Origin of the sequence: Candidatus Steffania adelgidicola (genome assembly GCF_020541225.1) — a bacterium.
In the GTDB taxonomy this organism is placed as follows: Bacteria; Pseudomonadota; Gammaproteobacteria; order Enterobacterales; family Enterobacteriaceae; genus Steffania; species Steffania adelgidicola.
Map to the genome: position 1 here is coordinate 1 of NZ_CP045889.1, position 26,912 is coordinate 26,912.

The 26,912-nt window shown below is 38.7% G+C and carries 19 protein-coding genes and 1 pseudogene; 16 read left to right on the forward strand and 4 right to left on the reverse strand.

Features of this window, described 5'->3' with window-relative positions:
• Positions 1-1,203: 1,203 nt before the first annotated feature.
• From tsaE to fabI, 16 genes and pseudogenes are all read left to right on the forward strand, one after another.
• The gene (tsaE, locus tag GFK82_RS00005) at positions 1,204-1,680 is read left to right on the forward strand and encodes a tRNA (adenosine(37)-N6)-threonylcarbamoyltransferase complex ATPase subunit type 1 TsaE (protein WP_226810915.1); all 477 of its coding nucleotides are present in this window, start codon (positions 1,204-1,206) and stop codon (positions 1,678-1,680) included.
• Positions 1,680-3,041 (forward strand): N-acetylmuramoyl-L-alanine amidase, encoded by a 1,362-nt coding sequence (locus GFK82_RS00010; protein ID WP_226810916.1) that lies wholly within the window; start codon positions 1,680-1,682, stop codon positions 3,039-3,041. Before tsaE ends, GFK82_RS00010 begins: the two co-directional genes overlap by 1 nt.
• Positions 3,042-3,066: 25 nt before the next feature.
• The gene (gene mutL, locus GFK82_RS00015; RefSeq protein WP_226810917.1) at positions 3,067-5,037 is read left to right on the forward strand and encodes a DNA mismatch repair endonuclease MutL; all 1,971 of its coding nucleotides are present in this window, start codon (positions 3,067-3,069) and stop codon (positions 5,035-5,037) included.
• Positions 5,030-5,968, forward strand: a complete 939-nt coding sequence (miaA, locus tag GFK82_RS00020) for a tRNA (adenosine(37)-N6)-dimethylallyltransferase MiaA (RefSeq protein WP_226810918.1) — start codon at positions 5,030-5,032, stop codon at positions 5,966-5,968. Before mutL ends, miaA begins: the two co-directional genes overlap by 8 nt.
• Before the next feature lie 112 nt (positions 5,969-6,080).
• Positions 6,081-6,383, forward strand: coding sequence for an RNA chaperone Hfq (gene hfq, locus GFK82_RS00025; protein ID WP_226810919.1), 303 nt, complete (start codon positions 6,081-6,083; stop codon positions 6,381-6,383).
• Positions 6,384-7,614: 1,231 nt separating this feature from the next.
• Positions 7,615-8,841 carry an FtsH protease activity modulator HflK gene (gene hflK, locus GFK82_RS00030; protein WP_226810920.1) on the forward strand — a complete coding sequence of 409 codons (1,227 nt, stop codon included), beginning with the start codon at positions 7,615-7,617 and terminating at the stop codon, positions 8,839-8,841.
• Positions 8,842-8,844: 3 nt separating this feature from the next.
• Positions 8,845-9,864 carry a protease modulator HflC gene (gene hflC / locus GFK82_RS00035; protein ID WP_226810921.1) on the forward strand — a complete coding sequence of 340 codons (1,020 nt, stop codon included), beginning with the start codon at positions 8,845-8,847 and terminating at the stop codon, positions 9,862-9,864.
• A gap of 58 nt (positions 9,865-9,922) precedes the next feature.
• On the forward strand, positions 9,923-10,123 hold the full coding sequence (locus tag GFK82_RS00040; protein ID WP_226810922.1) for a DUF2065 domain-containing protein: 201 nt from the start codon (positions 9,923-9,925) through the stop codon (positions 10,121-10,123).
• Positions 10,124-10,229: 106 nt separating this feature from the next.
• Complete coding sequence (locus GFK82_RS00045) at positions 10,230-11,528, forward strand: adenylosuccinate synthase (RefSeq protein ID WP_226810923.1); 1,299 nt, start codon at positions 10,230-10,232, stop codon at positions 11,526-11,528.
• Between the two features lie 418 nt (positions 11,529-11,946).
• Positions 11,947-14,262: a ribonuclease R gene (gene rnr / locus GFK82_RS00050; RefSeq protein ID WP_226810924.1), complete on the forward strand. Its 2,316-nt coding sequence runs from the start codon at positions 11,947-11,949 to the stop codon at positions 14,260-14,262.
• Positions 14,263-14,381: 119 nt separating this feature from the next.
• Entirely contained in the window at positions 14,382-15,122 is a 741-nt protein-coding gene (gene rlmB, locus GFK82_RS00055) for a 23S rRNA (guanosine(2251)-2'-O)-methyltransferase RlmB (RefSeq protein ID WP_226811308.1), read from the forward strand.
• Positions 15,123-16,543: 1,421 nt separating this feature from the next.
• Positions 16,544-17,509: a putrescine export ABC transporter permease SapB gene (gene sapB / locus GFK82_RS00060; RefSeq protein ID WP_226810925.1), complete on the forward strand. Its 966-nt coding sequence runs from the start codon at positions 16,544-16,546 to the stop codon at positions 17,507-17,509.
• Positions 17,496-18,389, forward strand: a complete 894-nt coding sequence (gene sapC, locus GFK82_RS00065) for a putrescine export ABC transporter permease SapC (RefSeq protein WP_226810926.1) — start codon at positions 17,496-17,498, stop codon at positions 18,387-18,389. The genes sapB and sapC overlap by 14 nt, the downstream gene beginning before the upstream one ends.
• The gene (gene sapD, locus GFK82_RS00070) at positions 18,389-19,378 is read left to right on the forward strand and encodes a putrescine export ABC transporter ATP-binding protein SapD (protein ID WP_226810927.1); all 990 of its coding nucleotides are present in this window, start codon (positions 18,389-18,391) and stop codon (positions 19,376-19,378) included. Before sapC ends, sapD begins: the two co-directional genes overlap by 1 nt.
• A 5-nt stretch (positions 19,379-19,383) precedes the next feature.
• A pseudogene (locus GFK82_RS00075) lies at positions 19,384-20,156 on the forward strand (peptide ABC transporter ATP-binding protein).
• Between the two features lie 192 nt (positions 20,157-20,348).
• Complete coding sequence (gene fabI / locus GFK82_RS00080) at positions 20,349-21,137, forward strand: enoyl-ACP reductase FabI (RefSeq protein ID WP_226810928.1); 789 nt, start codon at positions 20,349-20,351, stop codon at positions 21,135-21,137.
• Positions 21,138-21,438: 301 nt separating this feature from the next.
• Here fabI and nrdF read toward each other — a convergent pair whose 3' ends face one another.
• From nrdF to nrdH, 4 genes are read right to left on the reverse strand one after another with little or no spacing between them, the layout of a single operon-like run.
• Positions 21,439-22,410 carry a class 1b ribonucleoside-diphosphate reductase subunit beta gene (gene nrdF / locus GFK82_RS00085; protein ID WP_226810929.1) on the reverse strand — a complete coding sequence of 324 codons (972 nt, stop codon included), beginning with the start codon at positions 22,408-22,410 and terminating at the stop codon, positions 21,439-21,441.
• A 15-nt stretch (positions 22,411-22,425) separates the two neighbouring features.
• Positions 22,426-24,576: a class 1b ribonucleoside-diphosphate reductase subunit alpha gene (gene nrdE / locus GFK82_RS00090; RefSeq protein ID WP_226810930.1), complete on the reverse strand. Its 2,151-nt coding sequence runs from the start codon at positions 24,574-24,576 to the stop codon at positions 22,426-22,428.
• A complete protein-coding gene (nrdI, locus tag GFK82_RS00095; RefSeq protein ID WP_226810931.1) occupies positions 24,552-24,959 on the reverse strand; it encodes a class Ib ribonucleoside-diphosphate reductase assembly flavoprotein NrdI in 408 nt (135 codons plus the stop codon). The genes nrdE and nrdI overlap by 25 nt, the downstream gene beginning before the upstream one ends.
• A gap of 9 nt (positions 24,960-24,968) precedes the next feature.
• Positions 24,969-25,208 (reverse strand): glutaredoxin-like protein NrdH, encoded by a 240-nt coding sequence (gene nrdH, locus GFK82_RS00100; protein WP_226810932.1) that lies wholly within the window; start codon positions 25,206-25,208, stop codon positions 24,969-24,971.
• Positions 25,209-26,912: the final 1,704 nt, after the last annotated feature.

The window sequence follows — 26,912 nt, forward strand, 5'->3', positions numbered from 1 at the left end:
ATATCGACATCCTAGGCTGGGATGGTGTTTAACAAAACCAGTTATGAACTATAGTGCTTATTAATGGTGCAAATAATGAAATAATTAAAATACCAGTATTTAGTAGACTGTTATCACCTGCAGTAATTGAAACATCGCCACTATCTGTAATAAGGCACATACTATGCTCTTCTATATCCATGCCAATACTCTAAATACTTGAAGTAAAAACATCACATATTATATGACGCCTTTAGATATCAAAAAAACTATAGGGAATGAAAAGTATGATTAGTAGATAAATAGTCCTCATTCTTTGCCAAATACATCCGAGAGCCAACCATATTATTAAGACTGAAGCGGCTTTAACAACGCAGCATAAACATTACTTATAAGGTATAAGTATTCATCAAGCATAATATGTAAATATTGCATTAAATTTCATATGTATAAATGCAATACGCTGCCTATACTCCTAGAGTATACCTCGATTATACGTAAGCTATTTAATTTCAATTGTATCCTCTGGTTTATAATTGCACTTAGAATTCATAAATATGTTGACAAGTAGCGGATACAGATACACAGCATATCAATGCTGATTCATGAAATATTCTCCTGATTATGCAGGGAATACATATATCGTAAGATATATATTGTTTACATGAGAATTTAATTACAACGTTTTACTAAAATTAATAATCGAAACTTATTAAAACGAATCATTGAACCCTAAACAGAAAAGTAACCATACTTATACTCGTATTTCGTTCTTCACCTTAGATGAAATCAAATTCATAAATAACTTTGATTGAATATAATGGGGTAATGAAAAAACAAATGAACATCATATAAGACAATTTGTTATGTGATTAGTATAGGTAAACTACTTAAGAACAATCACAAGAAACAACAAAAGATATCTGAGGTGACTTAGACGTTTTGTTTGTGATATTAGTCGTTTATTGTAAAACACATTTACTTAATTTATTTTATTGCTTACTGAGTGTATAACGATAAACAAAGCACATCTAATGGGGTAAACCTATCGGGTTACTCGACGATGATCCGTGATAGCACGATGAAATTTATGTCAACTAAATGGTTAGCAGAACTATTACTGAATACCCTGTAGGATAAAAATACGTGAATATGTTGGCTTCGGATTAGTTGCTGGTATTTTATATATGTTGAAAGCGCAAAATTACAGCATAGAAACTACACATGGAAAATTGTATAACATCCTTATCAAATAAACTGGAAACTATCAGTTTAGGCGCAGCGTTAGCGATTGCTTGTCAGCGCGCTTCTATAATTTATCTTTATGGAGATCTTGGTACCGGAAAAAACTATGCTTTGCCGTGGTTTTCTAAATGCACTAGGATATTCAGGGTATACAAAAGTCCAACTTACACTTTAGTTGAATCTTATTTCCTGCCTTACTGGACAGTATATCACTTTGATCTTTATCGTTTATCTGCTCCTGAGGAGCTTGAATTTATAGGGGTGCGTGACTATTTTAATGAGGCAACACTATGTTTAGTGGAATGGCCTCAGCGTGGAGGCGACGTCTTACCTGCAGGTGATATCTCTTTAACGTTGCAGTATCAAAAAGATAGTCGGCAAACATATGTAACGGGTTTGAGCACGGTTGGTAACCAAATTCTAGTCCCGTTACGACGGCAAGGAACATTTCTATAATGTTAAAGTTCAAAGTACTGTTGATATTAGGAGTATGTTTGATTGTTGGACGCACAGTGGCGGCGTCATTTGATGTCATTCATTTTTCAAATAACATGACTCAATCAACGGTGATTCTTGAATTTGATCATCTGCCAACTTATAGCTTTTTCTCGCTACATAATCCAGAAAGGGTGGTTCTAGATATTCGCAAGAGCGATTCCGTAAAAGAATTGTCTCTTAATTTTGGCAGTAAAAATATAATAAAACATATTCGAACCAGTCATCCGCTCAAACACCACAATATACGTTTGGTATTCGAGTTAACGCAAAAAAGCCACGTCACTGTAAAAATGCGAAAAATTGGTCAACGATATAATATTAAACTCAACATGATCACTCAGAGCCCCCCTATGCTGACTCGACCACCATTAGAGTCAGTAAGAAATAATTTACTTAACAATCAAGTGACAATAGTGGCTATCGATGCTGGCCATGGCGGTCAAGACCCAGGAGCCATTGGTTTTAAAGGCCTCAATGAAAAAAATGTAACTATTGCCATCGCCCGCAAGCTAAAAGCTCTACTTAATGCCAAATCAATGTTTAAACCAGTTCTGACCCGCGATTCGGATTTTTTTATGTCGGTGATGAGCCGTTCCGATGTCGCACGTAAAAAAGGCGCAAATATATTGGTGTCGATCCACGCTGATGCCGCCCCTAACCGTAATGCGAGAGGTATGTCAGTTTGGATTCTATCCAATAAACGTGCTAAAAATGAATTAGGGAACTGGTTAGAGAAACATAAAAAAGAATGGAAACTCTTAGGCGGTGCCGGTGATGTACTCATTAAAAACCAATCCGATCCTTATCTTCGTCAGACCATGCTAGATCTACAGTTCGGTTATGCTCAGCGGGTAGGACATGATATTGCCGTAAAGATTCTAAGGCAAATGCAAAAAGTAGGTGTGTTGCATAAACGTCGGCCGGAACACGCGAGTTTTGGAGTACTATGTTCTCCGGATATTCCCTCGCTATTGGTCGAAACTGGTTTTATCAGTAACATCCAAGAAGAGCGTTTACTAGGTAGTAATGCTTACCAAACTAAGATCGCTAATGCTTTATTTCTAGGGTTACGCGATTATTTCTTGGAACATGCTTTACAAAGTAATCTACAGGTTAAAAACCGGCCAGATGGTGTCAATACCGATATTGTTGGCCATATTGTTAAACGTGGTGAAACCCTTTCCTGCATTTCTCGTCGATACCGAGTAAGTATAAAAGCAATTCATATACTGAATGAGTTAAAAACCAATCGCCTCCTGGTTGGTCAACGACTATGGATTCCTATGCACAAAATCGGACGATCCCCCGCTCTACATTGATAGCCGAAGAAGGAATCTAATTATTATGCCGATTCAGGTTTTGCCACCACAGATTGTTAATCAAATCGCCGCTGGTGAAGTGGTCGGGCGCCCCGCCTCAGTGGTAAAGGAGTTAGTGGAAAATAGCCTTGACGCCGGAGCATCTCATATTGAAGTTCATATTGAACACGGTGGTGCTAAACGTATTCATATCCGAGATAATGGGTGCGGTATTCCTAAGGAGGAACTGATACTTGCCCTAACCCCCCATGCAACCAGCAAAATCACTAGCTTTACTGATCTTGAAAATATCACTAGCATGGGTTTCCGCGGTGAGGCGTTAGCCAGCGTTAGCGCTGTCTCTCGTCTAACCTTAACTTCGTGCACTGAGACAAAGAAAGAAGGTTGGCAAGCTTATAGTGAAGGGAGGGAACTAACAGTAGCTTTAAAACCCGCTCCTCACCCAACAGGAACAACAGTAGAAGTCCTTGATTTGTTTTATAATACACCAGTACGCCGCAGATTTATGCGTATGGAAAAAACTGAGTTTACTCATATCGATGAAGTAATTCGTCGACTCGCGATTGCGCGACTTGATGTGACATTTGTTTTAAAGCATAACGGTAAAATCGTACACCACTACCGTGGTGTCAGCCAAAAAAATCAGTATTTGCGAAGATTGGGGGGAATTTGCGGTTCAGCGTTTGTTGAACATGCTCTTGGCGTATCTTGGCAGCACAGTGATCTAGCCATCTCAGGTTGGATAGTCGATCCAAGGAACGCTAGAGTGCCTGAAATTCAGTATAGTTATGTTAATGGGCGTATTATACACGATAAAGTAATTCATCATGCCATTAGACAAGCGTATCAGGAAAAATTGATAAAAGCTTATCAACCTATTTTTGTATTATTTCTTCATGTGAATCCGCATCACATGGATATTAATGTGCACCCCACGAAACATGAGGTTCGGTTTTATCAGGCACGATTAGTCCATGACTTTACTTACCAGGCTGTACTGGCAGTTCTCTCGAAAATCGGGGTTTCCTGCTTGTCAAGAAGCGAGAGGCGAACGGAGCTCTTTTCGCTTAAGCCTCACCCAGCATCTGGATGTAATACCTTTTCTCTACCCGTAAGAAAAACGTCATTTCCTATCCTTAAATATTCTGGTACTTCTACTTCAACAGTGGAAACCCCTAGCATTCTTTCATCTTCTCTAAAGAGTTGGGAAATCAGAGAGACTGGAAAGAATACCGCTTTTAACCGATGGTCTCAGAGAGACAGAAGAGATGGTACAGCCTTATCTCATATTTCTCCAGAGATAGAGCATAGAAGTAACACAGACCATTTACATAAAGAAAGCCTGCTTTACAGAGAGCTTATAAAATCCACCCTGAAAATAGCGGGGGGACAAAGAGCACAGATGAATATCATTTCCCCCACAGAATCAGCCAATCCGGTCCCTATAACTAATGATTCGCCGGGCGCTAGAAATCGAGATGGTTTTTGGCGAGTACTCACCCTGATAACACCATATTATGCACTAATCGAGTCAACAGAAAGTTTCGCACTCCTATCTTTAGTAGAGGCGGAACACCAGCTGATGTTAACTAACGACCGGTTAAAAAGTCAGTCTTCTTTATATGATCGAGAATCTATAGTCATTAAACGAAATCAGACGCTTTTTCAAGCAATGGAAATTGCATTTCAAACAAATCTTCTTCAAGTTATACTAAAAGTGCTGCCTTTATCATTACACGAACAAAATTTGCAAAACTCATTCTCAAACCTGTTAGACTATCTACAGAGTCAAAAGTCAATCACGTATCAAGAAATGATACCCTGGTTTTCTGCTTGCCTGATGCAAAAAAAAACGGTGGCCTGGAGCTATTCCTCCACAGTACAATTGCTTGCTGATCTGGAGCAGTTTTGCCCGGAAAAAATAAAATTTCCCCCTTCCAAACTTTTGGTAAAATTAAATTTTGATTCTCTTCTAAACAATCTAGATCATGATTAAGTCGACATTTCACAGCGCCCAAACCATTTTTCTCATGGGGCCCACGGCTTCTGGCAAAACTGCACTCGCAATGGAGCTAAGTCAGCATTTACCGATAGATATTATCAGCGTGGATTCTGCAATGATCTATCGAGGCATGAATATAGGTACAGGTAAACCTATTACCAAGGAACTTGAATGGGCACCACATCATCTGATAGATATTCGCGATCCAACAGAGTCTTATTCAGTGGCAGAGTTCCGTCATGATGCGCTTAATAAAATCTCACGAATTATCGAGGCTGATCGTATCCCGTTACTGGTAGGTGGGACTATGTTGTATTTTAAGGCTCTGCTAGACGGATTATCCCCTTTGCCCCCAGCCGATTATGGAGTACGCGCACATATTAAACAAACGGCAAAAAAGTTAGGATGGAAAGTGTTATACCGTCAACTACAACAAATTGATCCGATTGCTGCAAATCGCATTCATCCTAATGATCTTCAGAGGCTTTCACGGGCATTAGAGGTTTTTCTAATTTCAGGTAATACTCTAACGGCATTAATAAAGAATCCAGGTGAAAGATTCACATATCAATCACATCAATTCGCTATTGCTCCATTTGATCGCATACTACTCCATCAGCGTATCGCAAAACGTTTTTACCAAATGTTAGCCGACGGTTTTGAGAGAGAAGTTACTACGCTTTTTTCCCGAGATGACCTCGATCGAGAAATGGCGTCTATTCGTTGTGTCGGATATAACCAAATGTGGGCATATCTTGCTAATGAAATTAATTATAATGAAATGGTGTTTCGTGGAATCTGCGCGACACGACAGCTCGCAAAACATCAGATGACCTGGTTGCGGGGATGGCGCAATCTTCACTGGTTAGATAGTGAGAAACCTACTCTTTCCCTTGAGAAGATATTACAGGTTGTTCATGCATAGGTTTAATAATTGTGTAATATCAAAAATATTAAGCGTGCTTTTAAAAAAAATATTTAAAACTATATATTGTTTTATGATAAACAATAAGCACTTTCATTAAGGAAAAGACAGTATGGCTAAGGGGCAATCTTTGCAAGATCCATTCTTGAATACGTTGCGTCGTGAACGTGTTCCAGTTTCAATTTATTTAGTGAATGGTATTAAATTACAGGGTCAGATTGAATCTTTTGACCAGTTTGTTATTTTGTTGAAAAACACGGTGAGCCAGATGGTTTATAAGCACGCTATATCTACCGTCGTACCATCTCGCTCTGTATCACATCATAGTAATATACTAGGTGGTTCTGGTTACTGTCATCATAGCAGAAACCCTCTTGCACCATCCTCTCCACCAAACAACGTTAATACTACATGAGTCATATTAATTTTTGCTATTAAGCGATACTTAAGTGAACAATGTTTGTGAAAATATTATGATAACTGCTGTATATTACAAGGAGAGGTTATATGTAACTTTGGTAGTTAACCTACTTAACTGCTAAGTTAACATATATTAATGTCCCTCTTTTTCTAGGTTAGAAAAAGAGGGATCAATAAAGCACAAGTACAAGTCTTGAACTTCTTCAGTATCGAAGACAATATTGCGTATTTAATCAAGATTGATATCAATCCGAGTCATATTCTCATGAAAGGCAATCTATCTTTCGACAAAGAAAGAATGGATTATAAAGAAAAATGGGTTAAAATCACTGACGCGTCTGTATATTTAATCAAGATGATATTCCAGGGTAATGCTAGTTATTTTTATATATATACCTAAAAGGATGAAACTTTACTACTAACATAGTTCGTAATGTTGTCTTGTCTTGTCTTGTCTTGTCTTGGTCAGATTTCATCGTTGGATATATCTTAAAATACGGCATTAAACTGTATAAGTAAAATCAAACCCCGATTAAGCTTGACTCCCTATGCTAATACATGACATCAGCTAAATACTCTTTTTGAAAAGAGCTGAAGGAAACACAAGCATACCTAATAAAATTAGGTATGCACTATGAGTGGTGAACCATATTAATATCGATAAATCTATGTTATTTAGTTAAATAACTCGAAATATAGTATATCTAACCCATTAGATGTCTACTACCTTTGGTGCGTTAGTTAGGTACTATACCGGATTCTTCTTCTGGAGAACATAGTAAATTTTTATCCTCTGTTTCTATTCGGTTTAGTTACCCTTTATAATCGTTATTCCAGGAGAAGCAGCAATTGATCCTACCGATACGACTTTGCATGACAATTATTTAACAAAAATATATGTATTGAAATTAAAACCAAGAACACTGATAACGTTGTTCGTTATAAATAAAATCGGTCTAGTAGACAATCTTTAGAAAAGATACAAATCGCAATGAAAAAAACCGTCTAGTTTGGAGGTGGTTTTTTTGCTAAGAGATATATAATTAGTTGTACCAGTTTCAGGTTAGAGAAAAATGGGCTGTCAGTATGAAGGAATTAGTAAAGTTCATTGTTATTGACTGTCATGTTTCTCTAGGTGGACAGTGAGATTTCAACTATGTGGTCTAACCGTTTTGTAGAAATCTTTAGCCTAAAGAATACTAATTAAAGTAAAAGGGAGCTAAAACATGGCGTGGAATCAGCCCGGAGATAACGGACATGACCGCGACCCGTGGGGAAGCGGCAATACTAATAGCGGCAACGCTGGCGGCAATAATCAAGGTGACTCTGAACAAGGGCCACTTGATTTAGATGATATATGTCGAAAACTGACCCGAAAACTGCGCGGTTTTTATAAAAAAAATAGCGGGATGCGTTCTTCAAGAAGAACTGGTGGTTATATTGGTCTAGTTTTTTTTGCCCTTTTACTCATCTGGATTGGTAATGGGTTTTACACGATTAAAGAGGCCGAACGTGGTGTAGTATTGCGTTTTGGGAAATTTAATTCTTTAGTTCAACCGGGCTTAAATTGGAAAGCGACATTTATCGATACTGTGATCCCCGTTAATGTAGAGACAGTCCGGGAACTAGCAGCTTCTGGCGTAATGCTAACCGCCGATGAAAATGTGGTGCGCGTTGAAATGAATGTACAATATCGCGTAACTGATCCTAATCACTATTTATTCAAGGTGAATAATGCTGATGACAGCTTGCGTCAAGCTACCGATAGCGCTCTGCGCGGCGTAATCGGAAAATATACTATGGATCGCATCTTAACGGAAGGTCGCACTGTAGTTCGTAGTGATACCCAGCGTGTCTTGGAAGAAACAATTCAGCCTTATAATATGGGGGTAACTCTGTTAGACGTCAACTTCCAGGCTGCACGTCCACCGGAAGAAGTGAAGGCAGCTTTTGACGATGCTATCGCCGCACGGGAAAATGAACAACAGTATATCCGAGAAGCTGAAGCTTATTCCAACGAAGTGCAACCCCGTGCTAATGGCCAGGCTCAACGTATTTTAGAAGAAGGACTAGCCTATAAAACCCGCACTGTGCTAGAAGCTCAAGGGGAAGTTCAACGTTTTGCTAAAGTGTTACCACAGTATAAAAAAGCGCCAGAAATCACCCGAAAACGTTTATATATTGACATGATGGAGCGTGTATTGGGTAATACCCGAAAAATCCTCATTAACGAAAAGGGTAGTAACAACTTAATAGTACTCCCGCTCGATAAGATGATACGCCACTTTCCAGAAGATAAGACTAAACAACACGCTAAAAACGCTAACTTTAATCTAAAGCAGCATCCTATTAGCGGTACTACCGCAAGTACATCTGCTTCGCGTTTAACGATTATAGATCAACGGCGCGCTAATGCACAGCGTGATAAGATCATACGCGAAGCGAGGGAGTAAGCAATGTATAAATCTTTCATGCTGATTTTAGTGATGATAGCTGTAGTTCTGTCTGGATCATTATTTGTCGTTCAGGAAGGCCAACGCGGTATTGTCCTGCGTTTTGGTAAAGTTTTGCGCGATAATCATGATGCAGCATTGATTTATCCTCCTGGCCTACATATGAAAATACCGTTTCTCGAAACAGTGAAGAAACTTGATGCGCGAATTCAAACCATGGAAAATCAGGCAGATCGGTTTGTAACCATGGAGAAAAAAGATCTTATTGTTGATTCATATATCAAATGGCTAATTAGTGATTTTAGCCGTTACTATTTGGCAACCGGTGGGGGGGATGTTTCTCAAGCAGAGGTATTATTGAAACGAAAATTTTCTGACCGTCTTCGCTCAGAATTTGGGCGTCTAGATGTCAAGGAGATCGTAACGGACTCTCGTAATCGCCTCATGACTGATGTGCGCGCTGCACTAAATCATGGAACTTCTGGCGAAGGTGAAGAGATACAAGAGATACCGGTGGATAATGCTACAGCTTCTGCTGTTGCGCGGGTAGAACGTGATACTAATGGCGTAGGTATGACGATCAATCCAAATAGTATGGAGACTTTAGGAATTAAAGTGGTAGATGTGCGTATCAAACAGATTAACTTGCCGACGGAGGTATCAGATGCTATTTATCAACGTATGCGAGCGGAGCGTGAAGCCGTTGCCCGTCATCATCGTTCACAAGGTCAGGAGGAAGCAGAAAAGCTACGTGCTACTGCGGATTACAAAGTAATCTGTACCTTAGCGGAAGCTGAGCGTCAAGCGTTAATTATCCGTGGTGAAGCGGATGCGGAAACTGCTAAATTATATGCTAACACATTCAGTGAGGATCCGGATTTTTATGCTTTTATTCGTAGCTTACATGCTTATGAACACAGTTTTAACGGTAATAATGATCTGATGGTGTTAAGTGGGGAAAGCGATTTTTTTCGCTTTATGAAATCGCCCAAAGATCCAGTGGACAGGCACCATTCTGAATAGTGATGTTGCATGTTTCACTAGGTCTGATAACAAGGGCCTTTTGGGTTGAGGTTATCTAATGAATCCAACGATTTGGATGGTAATCGGTTTGATGCTGGTACTCGAGGGATTAGGCCCGATGCTGTTTCCTGCCGTCTGGCGGAAGATGATAAGTGCCCTAGCAACGCTACCAGACACTCTATTACGTCGTTTTGGCGGAGGGTTAGTTGTTGCTGGTTGCGTTATTTATTATATGTTACGTAGCAAAATTGGTGTATAATCACATAGTAATTTAATGATTTGAATTGATGATAAAAAATACTGGAAATTGTAAATTGTAAATTGAAATGATAAAATCCATTTTTAAATAATCTGGTACAGTTGAGATGGGTAAAAACGTTGTCGTACTTGGTACCCAGTGGGGTGACGAAGGTAAAGGAAAGGTCGTTGACCTGCTGACTGAACGAGCTAAATATGTTGTGCGTTATCAGGGTGGACATAACGCTGGTCATACTTTAGTGATCAATGGTAAAAAAACCGTACTGCATTTAATACCCTCCGGTATTCTGCGTGAACATGTTATCAGCATCATTACAAATGGCGTTGTAATATCGCCAGCTGCATTGATAAAAGAAATGCGGGATTTAGAAGAGAAAGGAATATCGGTATTTGGACGTATATTGATTTCTGAAGCATGTCCGCTGATTCTTGATTATCATGTTGCGATGGACATCGCACGTGAAAAGGTTCGTGGCCTTAAAGCTATTGGTACTACTGGTAGGGGTATCGGCCCTGCTTATGAAGACAAGATAGCGCGTCGCGCGCTACGTGTTGGAGATTTATTTCATAAAAATACCTTTGCTACCAAATTGAAAGATATTATGGACTATTATAACTACCAGTTGGTCAATTACTATCAATTTCCTTCGGTGGATTATCAAAAGGTATGGAATGATATTCAAGAGGTGATGGATGTATTAACCGGCATGGTAGTTGATGTTGGTGTCTTGTTAGACACCGCCCGAAAACGTGGTGATCTGATAATATTTGAAGGAGCTCAAGGAACTCTGCTAGACATTGATCACGGTACTTATCCGTACGTGACTTCATCAAATACTACAGCCGGTGGGGTTGCTACTAGTTCTGGCCTTGGTCCTCGTTATTTGGAATATATTCTTGGTATTGTCAAAGCTTATTCAACTCGTGTTGGTAGTGGTCCGTTTCCTACAGAGCTCTTTGATGAAACGGCTGATTTTTTATGTAAAAACGGTAATGAATTCGGTGCTACTACGGGGCGTCGCCGTCGTATAGGTTGGTTGGATACTGTGGCAGTACGTCGTGCAGTGCAAATAAACTCTCTTTCTGGTTTTTGCCTTACAAAACTAGATGTTCTTGACGGTTTAGCGGAGTTGAAAATATGCACTGCTTATCGGTTAGTGGATGGTCGCGTAGTGGAAAATACTCCGCTGACACTAGAAAATTGGGAAGGTATCCAACCCGTTTATGAAACGTATCCGGGTTGGATAGGAAGCATTGCCGGAATAAAAGAATTCGATCAATTTCCTAATGAGGCACGTTGTTATATTAAACGTATTGAAGAATTAACTGGAATACCGGTTGATATAATTTCAACCGGACCTGATCGTGATGAAACTATAATCTTACGCGATCCATTTGATGTGTAGAGATTATTAGAGATTTAAAAACAAAAAAAGAGACAACCGGGATATGCCCGGTTGATTTTTATGTCATTATCGTAAATATCCTCATTGCTAACTAATAACGTTATAGCCTATTTGATTCTCAAAGGTTACTCTTATCATGCCTGTTTTTTGTTTACCGGTACACATGCTTCTGTCAAAATTTGACGGATCTTCCAATGATAGCAATATCGAAACTGGTCTTCTATGTGCCATCCGGTTGTAGAGCGGAATATAACACCTTCTATTTTAGAACAGGTTTTCTTAGTAGAGGTCTATATAGTTCATTGCATTAATCTCTACCTTTGCGTCAAGATGATTGCTCTAAACTGCCGCTCTACAAATATGTGCACGTGTCCGCTAGCGGCACGGCAATCTATTTTGACATTATGGAGATTGCTCAATGTCACAAGATCCGTTTCTGGAAAGAGAGGCAGAAAAATACTTATTTCCGGTTCCAAGCCGAGAATTTATTCTTGCTTTTTTGGGTAAGCGGGAAAAACCAGTTAACCGAGAGGAGTTAGCCAAAGAGTTAGATATCTTCGGAGAAGATCATTTGGAAGGTTTTCGCCGTCGTTTGAGAGCGATGGAGCGTGATGGCCAATTAATTTTTACTCGCAGGCAGTGCTATGCGCTTCCGGAACGTTTAGATCTTTTGCGAGGTACCGTTATCGGTCACCGTGACGGCTTCGGTTTTCTGCGTGTTGAAGGTAGTAAAGATGACTATTATTTATCTGCCGAACAGATGAAAACAACTATTCATGGTGATGTTGTTATGGCGCAGCCTCAAGGTCCGGAACGTAAAGGTCGCCGGGAGGCGCGTATTGTTCGGGTTCTGGTGCCGAAAACAAGTCAAATCGTATGTCGATTTTTCATTGATGCTGGTAGCGCTTTCGGCGTGCCAGATGATAGCCGTCTTAGTTTTGACATCTTGATCCCACAGGACGCTACGAAGGACGCACGAACGGGATATGTCGTAGTAGTAGAACTGACCCAGCGACCAACCCGACGCACAAAAGCTGTTGGTAAAGTAGTCGAAGTGCTTGGGGATAATATGGGTACTGATATGGCAGTCAATATCGCTCTACGAACTCATGATATTCCCCACATCTGGTCAAAAGAAGTCGATCAGCAGGTGAGTACTTTAAAAAACGAGGTCTCAGAAGAGGAGAAACGAGGACGTATTAATTTATGTTCATTACCGTTTGTTACTATTGATGGCGAAGATGCACGCGATTTTGATGATGCGATTTATTGTGAGAAAAAACGAAGCGGAGGTTGGCGTCTATGGGTAGCGATTGCTGACGTAAGCTATTACGTAAGGCCGAATACTCCCTTAGATCAAGAAGCTAGTCGCCGTACTACTTCAGTTTATTTTCCCTCGCAGGTGATACCGATGCTGCCTGATATTCTATCAAACGGTCTCTCTTCACTAAATCCAAAAGTGGATAGGCTATGTATGGTCTGCGAAATGACCATCTCTATGCAAGGACGTCTTTCTTCCTATAGATTTTATGAAGCAGTAATTAATTCTCATGCTCGCCTAACATATAGTGAAGTCTGGAAGATTTTACAGGGTGAGCGTGAATTATTGTATACTCATGATACACCGATTATCCATTCTTTAATGCAGTTGTATAGCATGTATCAAATTCTGGAAAAAGCTAGGGTGCAGCGTGGTGGTATTTCTTTTGAAACCGAAGAAGCAAAGTTCATTTTTAATTCAGAGCAGCGTATCGAACGTATCGAACCGGTAAAGCGAAATCAAGCTCACAGGTTGATTGAAGAATGTATGATTTTAGCGAATATCGCTGCAGCTCGCTTCGTGGAAAAATCTAAAGAGCCGGCGCTTTATCGCGTGCATGATCGTCCAAGTAATGAGCATATTACATCTTTACGCACAGTATTACATAAACTGGGTCTTTTCTTGGGTGGCGGGGATAGGCCTGAGCCTAAAGATTATGTAGATATAATGAAATTAATTTCTAATCGGCCCGATCACGAAATGCTCACCACCATGTTACTGCGATCAATGAAGCAGGCTATTTATGATCCTGAAAACCGTGGGCATTTTGGTCTGGCATTACAGGCGTATGTCCACTTTACTTCTCCTATCCGTCGTTATCCAGATCTTATATTGCATCGAAGCATCAAATATCTTCTTGCGAAAGAAAAAGGTAATATCAATGGGCGTCAATCCCTAACTGGAGGTTGGCATGCAGATGCAGAAGAAATGCTAAAGTTTGGTCAGCAATGTTCCATGAGTGAACGTCGCGCCGATGAAGCAACCCGTGATGTAGGGGACTGGTTAAAGTGTGATTTTATGCAGGATCACGTCAGCGAAGTATTTACTGGAATTATTACAAGCGTAACCAGTTTTGGTTTTTTTGTGCGTCTCCATGAACTATTTGTTGATGGTTTGGTTCATGTATCATCTCTAGATAACGACTACTATCGTTACGATAGTATTGCGCAGCGTTTAATAGGGGAATCTGGTGGGAGAGTGTATCGTATCGGTGATACAGTACAGATCCGTGTTGAAGCAGTACGTATGGATGAACGCAAAATCGATTTTTCGTTAGTTTTTAGTCGTCAACAGCCTTCCTGTGCCGGAAAAATTGAACGGCAGAATCAAAAAAAAGGCATCTATAACAGAAGAGTACGGCGTCGTCACTGTGAGAAAAAGCTTGCTTGTTTTGAACCGGAGAGTATGTTCTGACAAGGTGAGCACGGACTCTCTGAACTGGTTAAACTTTCAAGTTTAGTTTTACTAAACTGTAATATTTATCTTTACAACTTAAACCAGTCTTTTAAGACCTGTTGAAATAAAAGAGAATGATGAGGAAAATAATTTACGGTATTCATACCGTTCGGGCCACGTTGGAGCGTGAGCCCGAATGCATTTTGCATGTATATTTATTAAAAGGTTATATAAACCGACGTTTGCAGCAATTAGATCAGCGTTGTGAAAAGATTGGTATCATCATCCAGAGACCTAGTCGTCAGTGGTTAGATGAAAAAGCTAAAGGTGGGGTACACCAGGGTGTTATTGCTTGTGTAAAAAGTAATAGAAGACAGTGTCAGGAAAAGGATTTAATAAAGTTATTGACATATCAAAGCATGCCGTTACTGTTGGTTCTCGATGGTGTGACCGATCCACATAACCTTGGTGCGTGTCTACGTACCGCTAATGCCGCTGGTGTGCATGCAGTGATTGTACCACGTGATCGCGCAGCGCCGATGAATGCTATTGCCCAAAAAGTAGCAAGCGGTGCTTCGGAAGAAATACCGTTAATTCGTGTAACGAATCTAACAAGAACACTACGATTACTACAAGAAAATCATGTATGGATCGTGGGCACTGTTGCTAGAGCAGCACATTCTCTTTATAAGAGTAAATTAACTGGATCATTGGCGTTGGTTATGGGGGGGGAGGGTTTGGGTTTACGTCGCCTCGTTCGTGACCAGTGTGATCAACTGATTAATATTCCTATGTCGGGGACACTTTTATCTCTTAATGTATCAGTAGCTGCTGGAGTATGCTTGTTTGAAGCGCTGCGACAGAGAAATAGAATATGATTGTAAGATATTAGCATAATAGTGGTACTTTTCCTGGGCTATATCCTGAAATCGCTATTTTTATATCAATTACCCTTATCGATTAGGATTCGCATAATAAATCGTGACTCAATAGATGACAAATAATAGAGAGTACATGTGAAAAGAGCGTTGTAAAAAATAAGATAAGTGCAAGTGGTATACTATAAGTCACTTTTTATTAGTCTTCTAATTAACATAATCTAAAAGCAGGTGGAGACGATTTCTATCTGATTAACTTCCCCGATAATAATTCTCTAGACAAATTTCTTCTGTTTCTATAACGGCGTTATGAATACTTTTTTTGTTCTCTAATAGCAAGTTAAAACATTAGTTCAAATATCTTATTTACATAGATTGACCATTAGTTAATTTAGATGAATATTTATACCTATCAGTTAATTCTTCAGTTAGGGAATGATCTGGAGGTATTAGATAATAGTACGCTCTACCATGTTTTCTAGAAAAACAGGTGTTTAGCTAATTGCCTGATTTTCAGGAGAACCCTTTTTGAATATGGATGATATTGTATTTATCTTTATATATATCTATACCTCTTATTCTAGATGTCATGGAAATAGTACTAATTAGTACTATTTCCATGAGTTTTTATTTCCTAAAACCGCGAGAATTCCAAAAAAATATTAATAGCAATACCGAAAATTTAAACTTGTTATGTTGTATAGGTCAGTAACTTATTAAGTGTTATTGTTGTCTCAGACATATTCTTATTCCTTAACAACTTTCAGTCGCCAAGAGCTGTTAGGTTACTTATTACTCGGTAAGTGTTTTTTCATGGTTAATAAACACCATTATATTCTTTAATATATGATTATTTTAATTATTGGTGATAGGAGTATTGTACCCTGATTGGATTTTATAGGAGGGGGATACAGAGAATGAGGCGGTCAAAGTATTAGTCAGTTATCTAAATTCTCAATGTGATAATCTCTCATTGCAGTTAACACTATACCATATGATGACTATAAATGTTCTTGGATAATCATAAGATTTATGGGTAACGACATTTCAATTAGAAAAGTTACCAGTAATGTTCTAAAATTTAGGTGGTTTTGATTAGGAGTTAATCTATAATTATCGATTGTTTTGAACTCTATTATGGCAATTTGCTAAAATAAAGGAATGACTTTAGATAGGTTTGATGAAAATCGGTATAGACCTTAAAATAATTCTAGTGGAGAAGCGTATTGAAGAAGCGCGATTAATCACGGTAAATTATGATATAACCTCTCTGGCTTTTCTTCCGAATCTCATGCTCTAGAGATCTTTTTCTTCCCATGATTGAGTGTGGTTGGTATGATCTTTTAGATAAACTATGCGATATCATATCGTTATCCATAAAAGACTTTTCTGAATTTTAGACTGTTCTCAAGAAAAATATCATGATAATCTTTCTCTTTCACCGACTTATTTGGTTAATAGTAAGGGTATTTCTATTAACTTTAGTAAGTTTTTGTCTTACTTACTATACTAAAAAGGCCTCGTTAAGGAGTTTATCTCCGTTTGACGCATATAGTCATTATTTCTGGAGTCTGATCCATGGAGACCTTGGTATCTCTAGTATCAATGGCATGGCTAATAGCCTTCAGATTGTGGAAGTGTTTCCAGAGACGATAGAGTTATGTTTGCTAGCGTTTTTAGTCGCGCTACTAGTTGGTATCCCCCTTGGTATCATTTCTGGTATGGAACGCGGTAAGTGGCAGGATATTAGTATTAGTATCTTTTCCATGATAGGTTTCTCGATGCCAGTATTTTGGCTTCCCCTTCTTCTCATTTTGTATTTTTCTCTTTATCTAGATTGGCTTCCAGTCGATGGTTTCTGCGACTCGCTGTATCCGGTTCGGCATATTACTGATGTCGTCGTGTTAGATGCTTGGCTATCGGATTGTTTTTATAGAAAGGCAATAATTATCAGTATATTAAAGCATATGATATTACCGATTGTCTCACTGGCAGTGGCGCCGACTACTACAGTGGTAAGATTAATGCGAATAAGTACGGTTGAGGTTATGAGTCAAAATTATATCCGGGCAGCTGAGACTCGTGGTTTGTCGCGTTGGACTATTATTCATCGTCATTTGTTACATAATGCATTACCCCCGATTATTCCTCAACTGGGGATACAGCTTTCCAGTATGCTGACCCTGGCTATGATTACTGAAGTGGTTTTCAGTTTGCCAGGTTTAGGGCGTTGGATTATTATAGCTATTCAACAGAAAGATTATTCCGCTATTTCTGCTGGTGTGATGCTGTTAGGGACATTAGTAATTTTCATTAACATTTTGTCGGATGTAGTTGGAACTTTGGTAAATCCACTTCGTTATAAGGAGTGGTATGCTATCAGATAATGTTTATCGAGAAAATCAAAAACCTAGCTCTCTAACACAGAAATGGCATATTTTTCACCATAACCCTATATCGGTGATCGGTCTTTACGGTTTTCTCCTATTGATTATTTTATGCCTATTCGGTAAGTGGTTTTTACCCCATCCAATGGAACAGAAATTCCTTGGTTACCAGCAACTCCCTCCGTCATGGTCGCACTATGGTGATGTTTCTTTTTTTCTCGGTACTGATAATTTGGGACGTGATATCTTGAGTCGTTTGCTAGCCGGAACAACGCTTACTTTTGGCTCAGCTTTATTAGTGACTATTTTAGCATCTCTCATTGGGCTAGTGCTAGGTGTGCTAGCTAGCAGTGTAACCCATTGTTTTCGAGCGATGCTCCTTAATCATATGCTAGATACAGTACTATCTATACCTTCGTTGTTGCTAGCTATTATCGTGGTGGCATTTCTTGGCCCGCGACTGGATCACGCTATGCTAGCGGTGTGTCTACCACTCCTTCTGGGTATTATGCACAGCATCTATACCTTAATTAAAAAAGAATTAGAAAAAGATTATGTTTTAGCGGTACGGATGGATGGTGCATCAATGCTATATATTTTGCGTTATGCGGTTCTTCCAAATATCACTAGTCAGTTGATTTCTGAGTTCTCTCGCGCTTTGTCTATAGCGATTCTTGATATTTCTGCGCTGGGATTCCTTAATTTAGGTGCGCAAACATCATCTCCGGAATGGGGAGCTATGATGAACGATCAGTTTGAATTTGTATGTATAGCCCCTTGGTCAGTTATGTTACCAGGTTTCGCTATTATGTTAAGTGTAATGATTGTGAATATTTTTAGTGAAGGTTTATGTCGCGCTATCGTTACGGAGGTAGAGTAATGTCATTATTAGATATTCGCAATCTTACCATTGAGTTTATGACCCCCGATGGTCCAGTGAAAGCAGTTGATCGTGTTAGCATTACTTTAAGTGAAGGGGAAATCCGTGGTCTTGTTGGGGAATCTGGCTCAGGAAAAAGTTTAATTGTAAAAGCTATTTGCGGGGTGACTCGAGATAATTGGCGCGTAACGGCTGATCGATTTCGCTTCGATGATATCGATCTTATCGTATTGACGCCTCGTCAACGGCGAAAAGTAGTGGGTCATAATGTTTCGATGATTTTTCAAGAATCGCAATCTTATCTTGATCCGGCTGCTCGGATCGGTCGGCAGATAATCCAGGCTATTCCTGGTTGGATTTATAAAGGGCCATGGTTTCAGAGATTCAGCTGGCGAAAGCGGCGTGCAATTGAACTGTTGCATCGGGTTGGGTTTAAAGCCCATAAAGAAATCATGGCTGCTTATCCTTATTCGCTAACTGAGGGAGAGTGTCAAAAAGTTATGATAGGGATGGCACTGGCTAACCAGCCGAGGTTGTTAATTGCTGACGACCCTACGAACGCTATGGAGTGGACTACCCAGGCGCAAATTTTCCGATTATTAGCGAGTCTTAATCAAAATCACAACACTACTATTTTATTAATTAGCCATGACTTACAAATGATGAGTCAATGGTGTGATCGTATCAACGTGCTGTATTGTGGTCAGACAGTAGAGAGTGCTCAAAGCGAGACTTTAATAGCGACTCCTCACCATCCTTATACCCAAGCGTTAATTAGAGCTATTCCCGATTTTGGTCGAAGCATCCCTTTAAAAAGTCGTTTAAATACACTACCAGGGGGTATCCCTTCACTCAAGCATTTACCTATTGGATGCCGTCTTGGCCCGCGTTGCCCCTATGCACAAAAAACCTGTATTCAAGCACCGTTACTTCTTCCGGTTAAAAATCATTTTTTTGCTTGCCATTATCCGCTTAATCTGGAGGGATAATAAATATGGAAATTTTATTAGAAGCTCGAAACTTAAGTAAGACTTTCCGGTATCGTACGGGGCTATTCCATCAGCATCAAGTTAGAGCAGTAAAAAATGTGAGTTTTATTCTCCCTGAAGGGAGGATATTAGGTATTTTTGGTGAAAACGGTTCTGGAAAATCAACGTTAGTAAAAATGCTTGCTGGTAGTGTTGAACCTACTTCGGGCGAAATCTTAATAAATAATCATCCATTATATTTTGGCGATTATCGTTATCGAAGTCGGCGTATCCGTATGGTTTTTCAAGATTCAGGAAATGCGCTCAATCCGAGACAACGTATTGGACAATTACTGGATGTTCCCCTGCGCCTAAATACTATATTAACCGATCATGAACGTGTTCAGACTATGAATATGACGTTGCGTCAAGTTGGTTTACGGCCGGATCATGCTTATTATTATCCATATATGCTGTCACCTGGACAGCAACAACGGGTTGGTTTAGCTCGCGCACTTATTCTACAGCCGAAGGTAATTGTAGCAGACGAAGCATTAGCTTCATTGGATATATCGATGCGATCGCATATCATAAATCTTATGCTTGAACTACAGGTAAAAAAAAGATTTCGTTTATTTATGTAACCCAACATTTTGGCATGTTGAAGCATGTTAGTGATCAAGTTATCGTTATGAAAAACGGGGAAGTCGTAGAACATGGTAGTACCATTGATATAGTATCAGCACCGTTATGTGATATAACACGCCAACTCATCACCAGCAACTTTAGTAAACTCTAATTTCTAATGCTAATCGGTTAGATAGATAGGATTAATTTTTAATTATACATCTTCCATGGAGAATGTATACAGTGTTACATGCTGATATAAGATTCATGCTATAATCTAAAAAAGCGTGTAAAGCAATATCATTGCTGGATCAGCTTTTATAAAATCAAGGTCATAAGATGACTCTTATAGAGGATAAATGCTATGGGTTTCCTTAGTGGAAGACGCATTCTGGTGACTGGTATAGCCAGCAATCGTTCCATTGCATATGGAATCGCTCAAGCCATGTATCGCGAAAGTGCAGAGTTAGCTTTTACTCATCAGAACGATAGATTAAAATCCCGAGTTGAAGGGTTTGCTGCTAATTTCAATTCCAGCATTGTTCTGCCGTGTAATGTAGCAGAAGATAGTAGCATTGCAGAGTTATTCAAGCGTCTAGGAGAGATCTGGCCAACATTCGATGGTTTTGTGCATGCTATTGGTTATGCTCCTCGCGACCAATTAGAAGGGGACTATGTGAATACCGTGACTCGTGAAGGTTTTGCTATTTCACACGACATTAGTGCCTACAGTTTTGTTGCTATGGCTAAAGCTAGCCGAAAAATGCTTACACCTCAGGCAACTCTTCTTACATTGACCTATCTTGGCGCTGAACGTGCTATCTGTAATTATAACGTGATGGGCTTGGCGAAAGCTTCATTAGAAGCTAATACTCGGTATATGGCGAATGCCATGGGTCAGCAAGGTGTTCGTGTCAACGCGATTTCAGCGGGTCCTATCCAAACATTGGCTGCTTCTGGAATTAAAAATTTTAAAAAGATGCAAGCTCGCTATAAGTTACTTACACCGCTCCGCCGTTTGGTGACGATTGAGGATATCGGTAATACTGCAGCTTTCCTCTGCTCTGAATTATCTAGTGGGATTACCGGAGAGGTAGTGCATGTTGATGGTGGCTTTAATATTACTGGCATGAGTGAGCTCGAGCTAGAATAGTCGCCCAGGTTACTTGGTTGACTAAAGCGGTATTAGAGTGAAACAATGTGATGAAGTTCCGAAATATCATATCGATATTCATGATGAAATAGTGTTTTACTATTAGTTACCTCAGATCAGTGTATTTTAGCAGATGATAGATCGCGTGATTTTTTTTATCTACTTCTGTTAAATAAAAACCTTGAGATCAAGATATCTTTTACATCTGTATATACCTAATATAGGTAAGTAATATATGAAGAAAATTCATTTCATAAGATTTTGACAATTTTCACTACCTAAAAACGATGAGAATATAATTCTAAAATTCCCAGTCTTCATCTTCTGTATTGATGGCTCTCCCTATTACATAGGATGATCCAGATCCGGAAAAAAAATCGTGATTTTCATCTGCATTGGGCGATAGCGCTGCAAGAATGGCAGGGTTGACTATCGTTATATCGGCTGGGAACAATGCTTCATAACCAAGATTCATAAGCGCTTTATTAGCATTGTAATTTAAGAAAGTGATGACATCTGCTGTCCAACCTATTTCGTCATAGAGAGCAGCAGAATAAACAAGCTCATTTTCGTAAAGTTCTTCTAACAAATCATAAGCGAATCGCTTAATAGCTGTTCGCCGATTAGGTTCTGTTGTTGCAAGACTTCGCTGGAATTTATAACCGATATAATAGCCATGAACCGCCTCATCACGGATGATAAGACGAATTAAATCTGCTGTGTTAGTCAACACACCCCGACTAGAGTAATACATAGGCAAATAGAATCCAGAATAAAATAAAAATGATTCAAGAAAAACACTGGCCACTTTTTTCTTCAGTGCTTCATCATTTTGATAATTAAGTCGAATAATAGTCGATTTGTTTTGAAGAGCTATATTTTTCTCACTCCAATGATAGGCGGCATCTATATCCTCCATAGTACAAAATGTTGAGAAGATTGAGCTATAGGAACGAGCATGTACTGCTTCCATAAACCCAATATTAGAAAATACCGCTTGTTCATGGGGTGTTAGAGCATCCATCATCATTATCGGCGCACCGAGAGTATTTTGTACAGTATCTAATAATGTCAGACCGGTGAAGACCCGAATCGTAATCTGTTTCTCCTGTACTGATAAAGCATTCCATGACGGAAGATCATTAGACAATGGCAGTTTTTCAGGCAGCCAGAAGTTAGCAGTTAAACGGTTCCAAACTTCTAGATCTTTTGGATCCTGGATGCGGTTCCAGTTTACTGCTTGAAGGGGAGTATGTGCAGATTTGAGTATCATAGGATTCTCCTATTACTATAAGGCGCAGGATACACAGCCAGTCACTTCTGTGCCTTCTAATGCCAACTGTCTAATTCTAATGTAATAAAGGGTTTTTATACCCTTTTTCCAGGCATAAATTTGTGCTCGGTTGATATCGCGTGTGGTTGCGGTATCACGAAAAAAAAGGGTCAGTGATAGCCCCTGATCAACATGTTGAGTAGCTACGGCATAAGTATCAATAATTTTTTCTGCGCCTATCTCATAGGCATCCTGGTAATATTCTAGGTTTGTATTTGTCATGTATGGCGCGGGGTAGTAAATTCGACCTGTTTTTCCTTCTTTACGAATTTCAATCCGGGAAACGATTGGATGTATACTCGATGTTGAATGATTAATATATGAGATAGATCCGGTGGGCGGAACAGCCTGTAGATTTTGATTATACAGTCCATAACGTTTAACGCTATCTGCTAACAGCTCCCAATCTTTTTGAGTTGGTAACTGGATATGACTCTTAAGAAAAAGAGAACAGACGGAGTCGTTTTTCGGTGTCCAACATTGAGTAATATATTTTTTGAAATACTCCCCGCTGGCATAGCGGGATTTCGAGAACCCCCCAAAAGTGCGTCCGCGTTCTATCGCTAACTGATTAGAAGCCCGTATTGCATGATAAGTAACGGTATAAAAATAGAGATCGGTAAACTCGATTGCTTCTGGACTGCCGTAATGAATATGTTCACGTGCTAGATAACCATGTAAATTCATTTGCCCTAGACCAATAGCGTGGGAATAGTGATTCCCCTCAGCTATTGAGGGGACAGCAGAGATATTGCTTATATCAGATACTGCAGTTAAGGCGCGTATGGCCGTTTCGACTGTATGGCCGACATGACCATAATCCATTGTTTTTGCAATATTAAGTGATCCTAGGTTACAGGAGATATCGCGACCTACCTGGCGGTAGCTTAGATCCTCATGATACTCAGTAGCGCTGTTTACCTGGAGGATCTCTGAGCATAAATTGCTCATGTTGATGCGACCAGAAATAGGATTGGTAAGGTTTACTGTATTTTCAAACATTATATAGGGATAGCCGGATTCAAACTGGATTTCGGCTAACTTTTGAAAAAAAGCACGTGCGTTAATAGTGGTTTTGTTAATATAGCGATTTTCTACCATTTCGTGATATTGATCATCGATCGCTAACTGTGAGAATGGTTGGCCATAAATACGTTCTATGTCATACGGTGAAAAAAGATGCATCGGCTGGTTATCTCGTGCTAACTGAAAAGTGATATCTGGGATCACTACACCTAGCGATAGAGTTTTAATTCGAATTTTTTCGTCGGCATTTTCTCGTTTTGTATCTAAATAATCCAAGATATCAGGATGGTGAGCATGTAGATAGACTGCTCCGGCCCCCTGACGTGAACCGAGTTGATTAGCGTAGGAAAACGCATCCTCAAGCATTTTCATCACCGGTATCACTCCTGAGGATTGATTTTTGATGCGTTTAATAGGAGCGCCTGCTTCACGGAGATTTGTTAACATAAAAGCCACGCCTCCGCCACGTTTTGACAGCTGAAGTGCAGCATTGATCGCTCGTCCGATTGACTCCATATTATCTTCAATACGTAGTAAAAAGCAGGATATGTATTCTCCTCTCTGTGCTTTACCGCAGTTAAGAAAGGTTGGTGTAGCTGGTTGAAAACGGCCGGCAAGTATTTCCGTCATCATCGCTAAAGCAAAAGTCTCATCACCGCGGGCTAGGGTGAGTGCTACCATGCATACTCGGTCTTCAAAATTTTCTAGATATTGCTTTCCGTCAAAGCTTTTTAGTGCATAACTAGTGTAGAATTTCAATGCGCCCATAAAAGTCTGGAACTCAAATTTCTGACAGTAAGCTTCTTTAAATAGTTTAGAAAGAAACACTTGATTGTATGGAGTCAACACTTTTTCTTCATAATAACCCTCTTCGACAAGGCGTTGCAGTTTTTGATTTAGTGAAGAGAAGTTTCGGCTATTTGGAATGACATGCTGTTGCTGATAAGCTTTCACTGCTAAGTGGTCTTTGTTAAACTGGATGTTACCTGCTGCGTCATATAGGTTAAGCATAGCATTCAAGGCGTAGTAATCCTGCCGCTGCAAGGTAGTTTCAATTATAGTAAATTCAGTTTTTGCCAAAATTCGGTTACTCCCTTTCGAACCTGTTTGACATCTTTCGGGGTTCCTAGCAGCTCAAAACGATATAGCAGGGGGACCTGACATTTTTTAGCGACGATATTGCCCGCTAGACAAAAGCCAGCACCGAAGTTCCGGTTTCCGGCACTAATCACACCGCACAATAAGGAACGGTTGAATGGATCGTTAAGAAAACGGATAACCTGACGTGGTATCGCGCCTTGCGGTGATCCTCCACCATAACTTGGTAAGATAAGAATATAAGGTGTATCCGTTTTTGTATTTTCACACATCTTAAGCGAAATGCGTAGTGATGGCAGGTCTAGTTTTCTAATAAAACGATGAGTATTCTCCGAAGTACTGGAGAAATAGATTAATGTGCTCATTAATGTATCTCACACTACTCTTCCATTGGAAGATAAGAGACTGATTTTGTCTGGGCGGAATCCACTCCAGTGTTCATTAGGTGTCTGTATAACAGGTACTTGCTGATAACCGAGCATTTTTACATGATGTACAGCCTCCCTGTCTTCTAGTAGATCGACTAGCTGATAATCAATACCTTTACGGTCCATCGCCCGACAGGTTGCATAACATTGGATACAATTTGCTTTAGTGTAGATAATAATAGTCATACTTCGTATACACCTTCTATATTGTCGATATTTTTTCAGGAAAGCGATGCGTGCCACTATGTTGTGTTGCTTGACATGTGATGAATACCATATCTAGATAGAAATGGGATCAACTATACAATATATAGTAATCTTTTATGGTTTGCATCAATGTTTAAATAAAAACCGTTCCAGATTTAGAGGGAGGGTTGATTTTTTTTTAAGACAATGCATATTTGAAAGTATGTGATAATAGTATGTAAACTAAACTCTGTTATTGTTAGGTAAGCCAAAGATTATCATGGGATTTTTTAGTGAGAAGTATTGATTTAAATGGAATCAGAAATAGAATGTTAGAGATTATCCTGTGTATATTAACTCATATTTAGTTCAGTATGGATATCAAACAAATTTTTCATTTTTGTCTATAGATTAAAAAAGTTTTTTCTACGCTATTTTACTATATTTTTCATGGCTAGCTTAATAAGCTAATGTATTAATTGTTCGAATTATATTTGTCTTGCTTACTATAAGCAATAGTAAGTTCCCATTAGAATTGATATCTTTATCTATTGACGATGGAGTTAATTAATAACAAAGAAACATCTAGGCAACCACTTTACTAAAACATTATTTGTAAAATATTGAATATATTAATTCTTCGGATATAATATATAGTTTTTATTTTAAAGAGTATTGCTTAGAGTGATTTAATCCCTAAAAAGTTTATATATTATATTTTTGAAAATATATACATGATTGAATATAGTTTTTTAGTAAATTTTTATTAGATGTATGATATTACATTTGATGTAAATGTTATTCATTGTATGCGATTCCAATTGCTTATCACGGGTGGTGATAGGGGATATATTTAAAACATTTTATCTATATGTATTTAATAACTTTAAGCTATCATGTCTTTATGGATTTAACAATGGAGTAACATGCCAATCCATCTTAACGTTAAAATATAATTATCCTAATATATTTTTCCTCTTTTTTCTTGCCTCTATGTATTAGCATTAGTTAATACACGTCGTGTTATGATTGTTAACAATTTATCTAAGGAAATAACTCTCAGAATAATCTCAAAAGAATGATCGTATATGTGTTTTGGTTTTATAGCTAGGAAATCACCTTACAAGTTTGTAGATATTGGCTATCAAATATGCATCAATAGCTCTCTGAGCTATAGAGATGTACAATCTTTGAAATAACTGTTAATTGATAGAAAATATCTTGATTTTGAAGATAAAGGTTATATTTTCTACATTTTTATAAATAAAATGGAAATTTTTCCAGGGATGAGATCCGTGTATCCACAAAAATATTTTTATTTTCCATATGGTTTTCATGTACTCTCATCTATATTTTGAATATTTCAAGAACTTAATAAGATCTGAAAATCTTTCATACATCCATGTAAATGGAAGCGTTTATCTGAAAAGATATAGGGAATCATAAAATTGTGTAATAGCAATATTCACAACATATGAGTGTTTTGTTTAGATATACAGCACATACATTACCTATTTTACAGTGTTCTATCATTAGATATTATTGTTAATAATGTTGAATAAAAAATACAATTCATAGTCTATGAAAATTATTACATAATTTAACTGATTTGTTTAAAAAGAAATGACATTCCCATTATGGATATGGCACTGAAATTAGCGTGCGATATATACTCTGCATGAGAGAGTATGGAATATATCTCAG

What these genes read in the sequence shown, in the direction of transcription:
- rlmB (WP_226811308.1), top strand. Translation starts at nt 14,382, where the DNA reads ATGAGGAAAATAATTTACGGTATTCATACCGTTCGGGCCACGTTGGAG.
- hfq (WP_226810919.1), top strand. Translation starts at nt 6,081, where the DNA reads ATGGCTAAGGGGCAATCTTTGCAAGATCCATTCTTGAATACGTTGCGT.
- fabI (WP_226810928.1), top strand. Translation starts at nt 20,349, where the DNA reads ATGGGTTTCCTTAGTGGAAGACGCATTCTGGTGACTGGTATAGCCAGC.
- GFK82_RS00010 (WP_226810916.1), top strand. Translation starts at nt 1,680, where the DNA reads ATGTTAAAGTTCAAAGTACTGTTGATATTAGGAGTATGTTTGATTGTT.
- hflC (WP_226810921.1), top strand. Translation starts at nt 8,845, where the DNA reads ATGTATAAATCTTTCATGCTGATTTTAGTGATGATAGCTGTAGTTCTG.
- sapB (WP_226810925.1), top strand. Translation starts at nt 16,544, where the DNA reads ATGATAATCTTTCTCTTTCACCGACTTATTTGGTTAATAGTAAGGGTA.
- nrdF (WP_226810929.1), bottom strand. Translation starts at nt 22,410, where the DNA reads ATGATACTCAAATCTGCACATACTCCCCTTCAAGCAGTAAACTGGAAC.
- tsaE (WP_226810915.1), top strand. Translation starts at nt 1,204, where the DNA reads ATGGAAAATTGTATAACATCCTTATCAAATAAACTGGAAACTATCAGT.
- miaA (WP_226810918.1), top strand. Translation starts at nt 5,030, where the DNA reads ATGATTAAGTCGACATTTCACAGCGCCCAAACCATTTTTCTCATGGGG.
- nrdI (WP_226810931.1), bottom strand. Translation starts at nt 24,959, where the DNA reads ATGAGCACATTAATCTATTTCTCCAGTACTTCGGAGAATACTCATCGT.
- rnr (WP_226810924.1), top strand. Translation starts at nt 11,947, where the DNA reads ATGTCACAAGATCCGTTTCTGGAAAGAGAGGCAGAAAAATACTTATTT.
- sapD (WP_226810927.1), top strand. Translation starts at nt 18,389, where the DNA reads ATGTCATTATTAGATATTCGCAATCTTACCATTGAGTTTATGACCCCC.
- hflK (WP_226810920.1), top strand. Translation starts at nt 7,615, where the DNA reads ATGGCGTGGAATCAGCCCGGAGATAACGGACATGACCGCGACCCGTGG.
- sapC (WP_226810926.1), top strand. Translation starts at nt 17,496, where the DNA reads ATGCTATCAGATAATGTTTATCGAGAAAATCAAAAACCTAGCTCTCTA.
- nrdH (WP_226810932.1), bottom strand. Translation starts at nt 25,208, where the DNA reads ATGACTATTATTATCTACACTAAAGCAAATTGTATCCAATGTTATGCA.
- GFK82_RS00040 (WP_226810922.1), top strand. Translation starts at nt 9,923, where the DNA reads ATGAATCCAACGATTTGGATGGTAATCGGTTTGATGCTGGTACTCGAG.
- mutL (WP_226810917.1), top strand. Translation starts at nt 3,067, where the DNA reads ATGCCGATTCAGGTTTTGCCACCACAGATTGTTAATCAAATCGCCGCT.
- GFK82_RS00045 (WP_226810923.1), top strand. Translation starts at nt 10,230, where the DNA reads ATGGGTAAAAACGTTGTCGTACTTGGTACCCAGTGGGGTGACGAAGGT.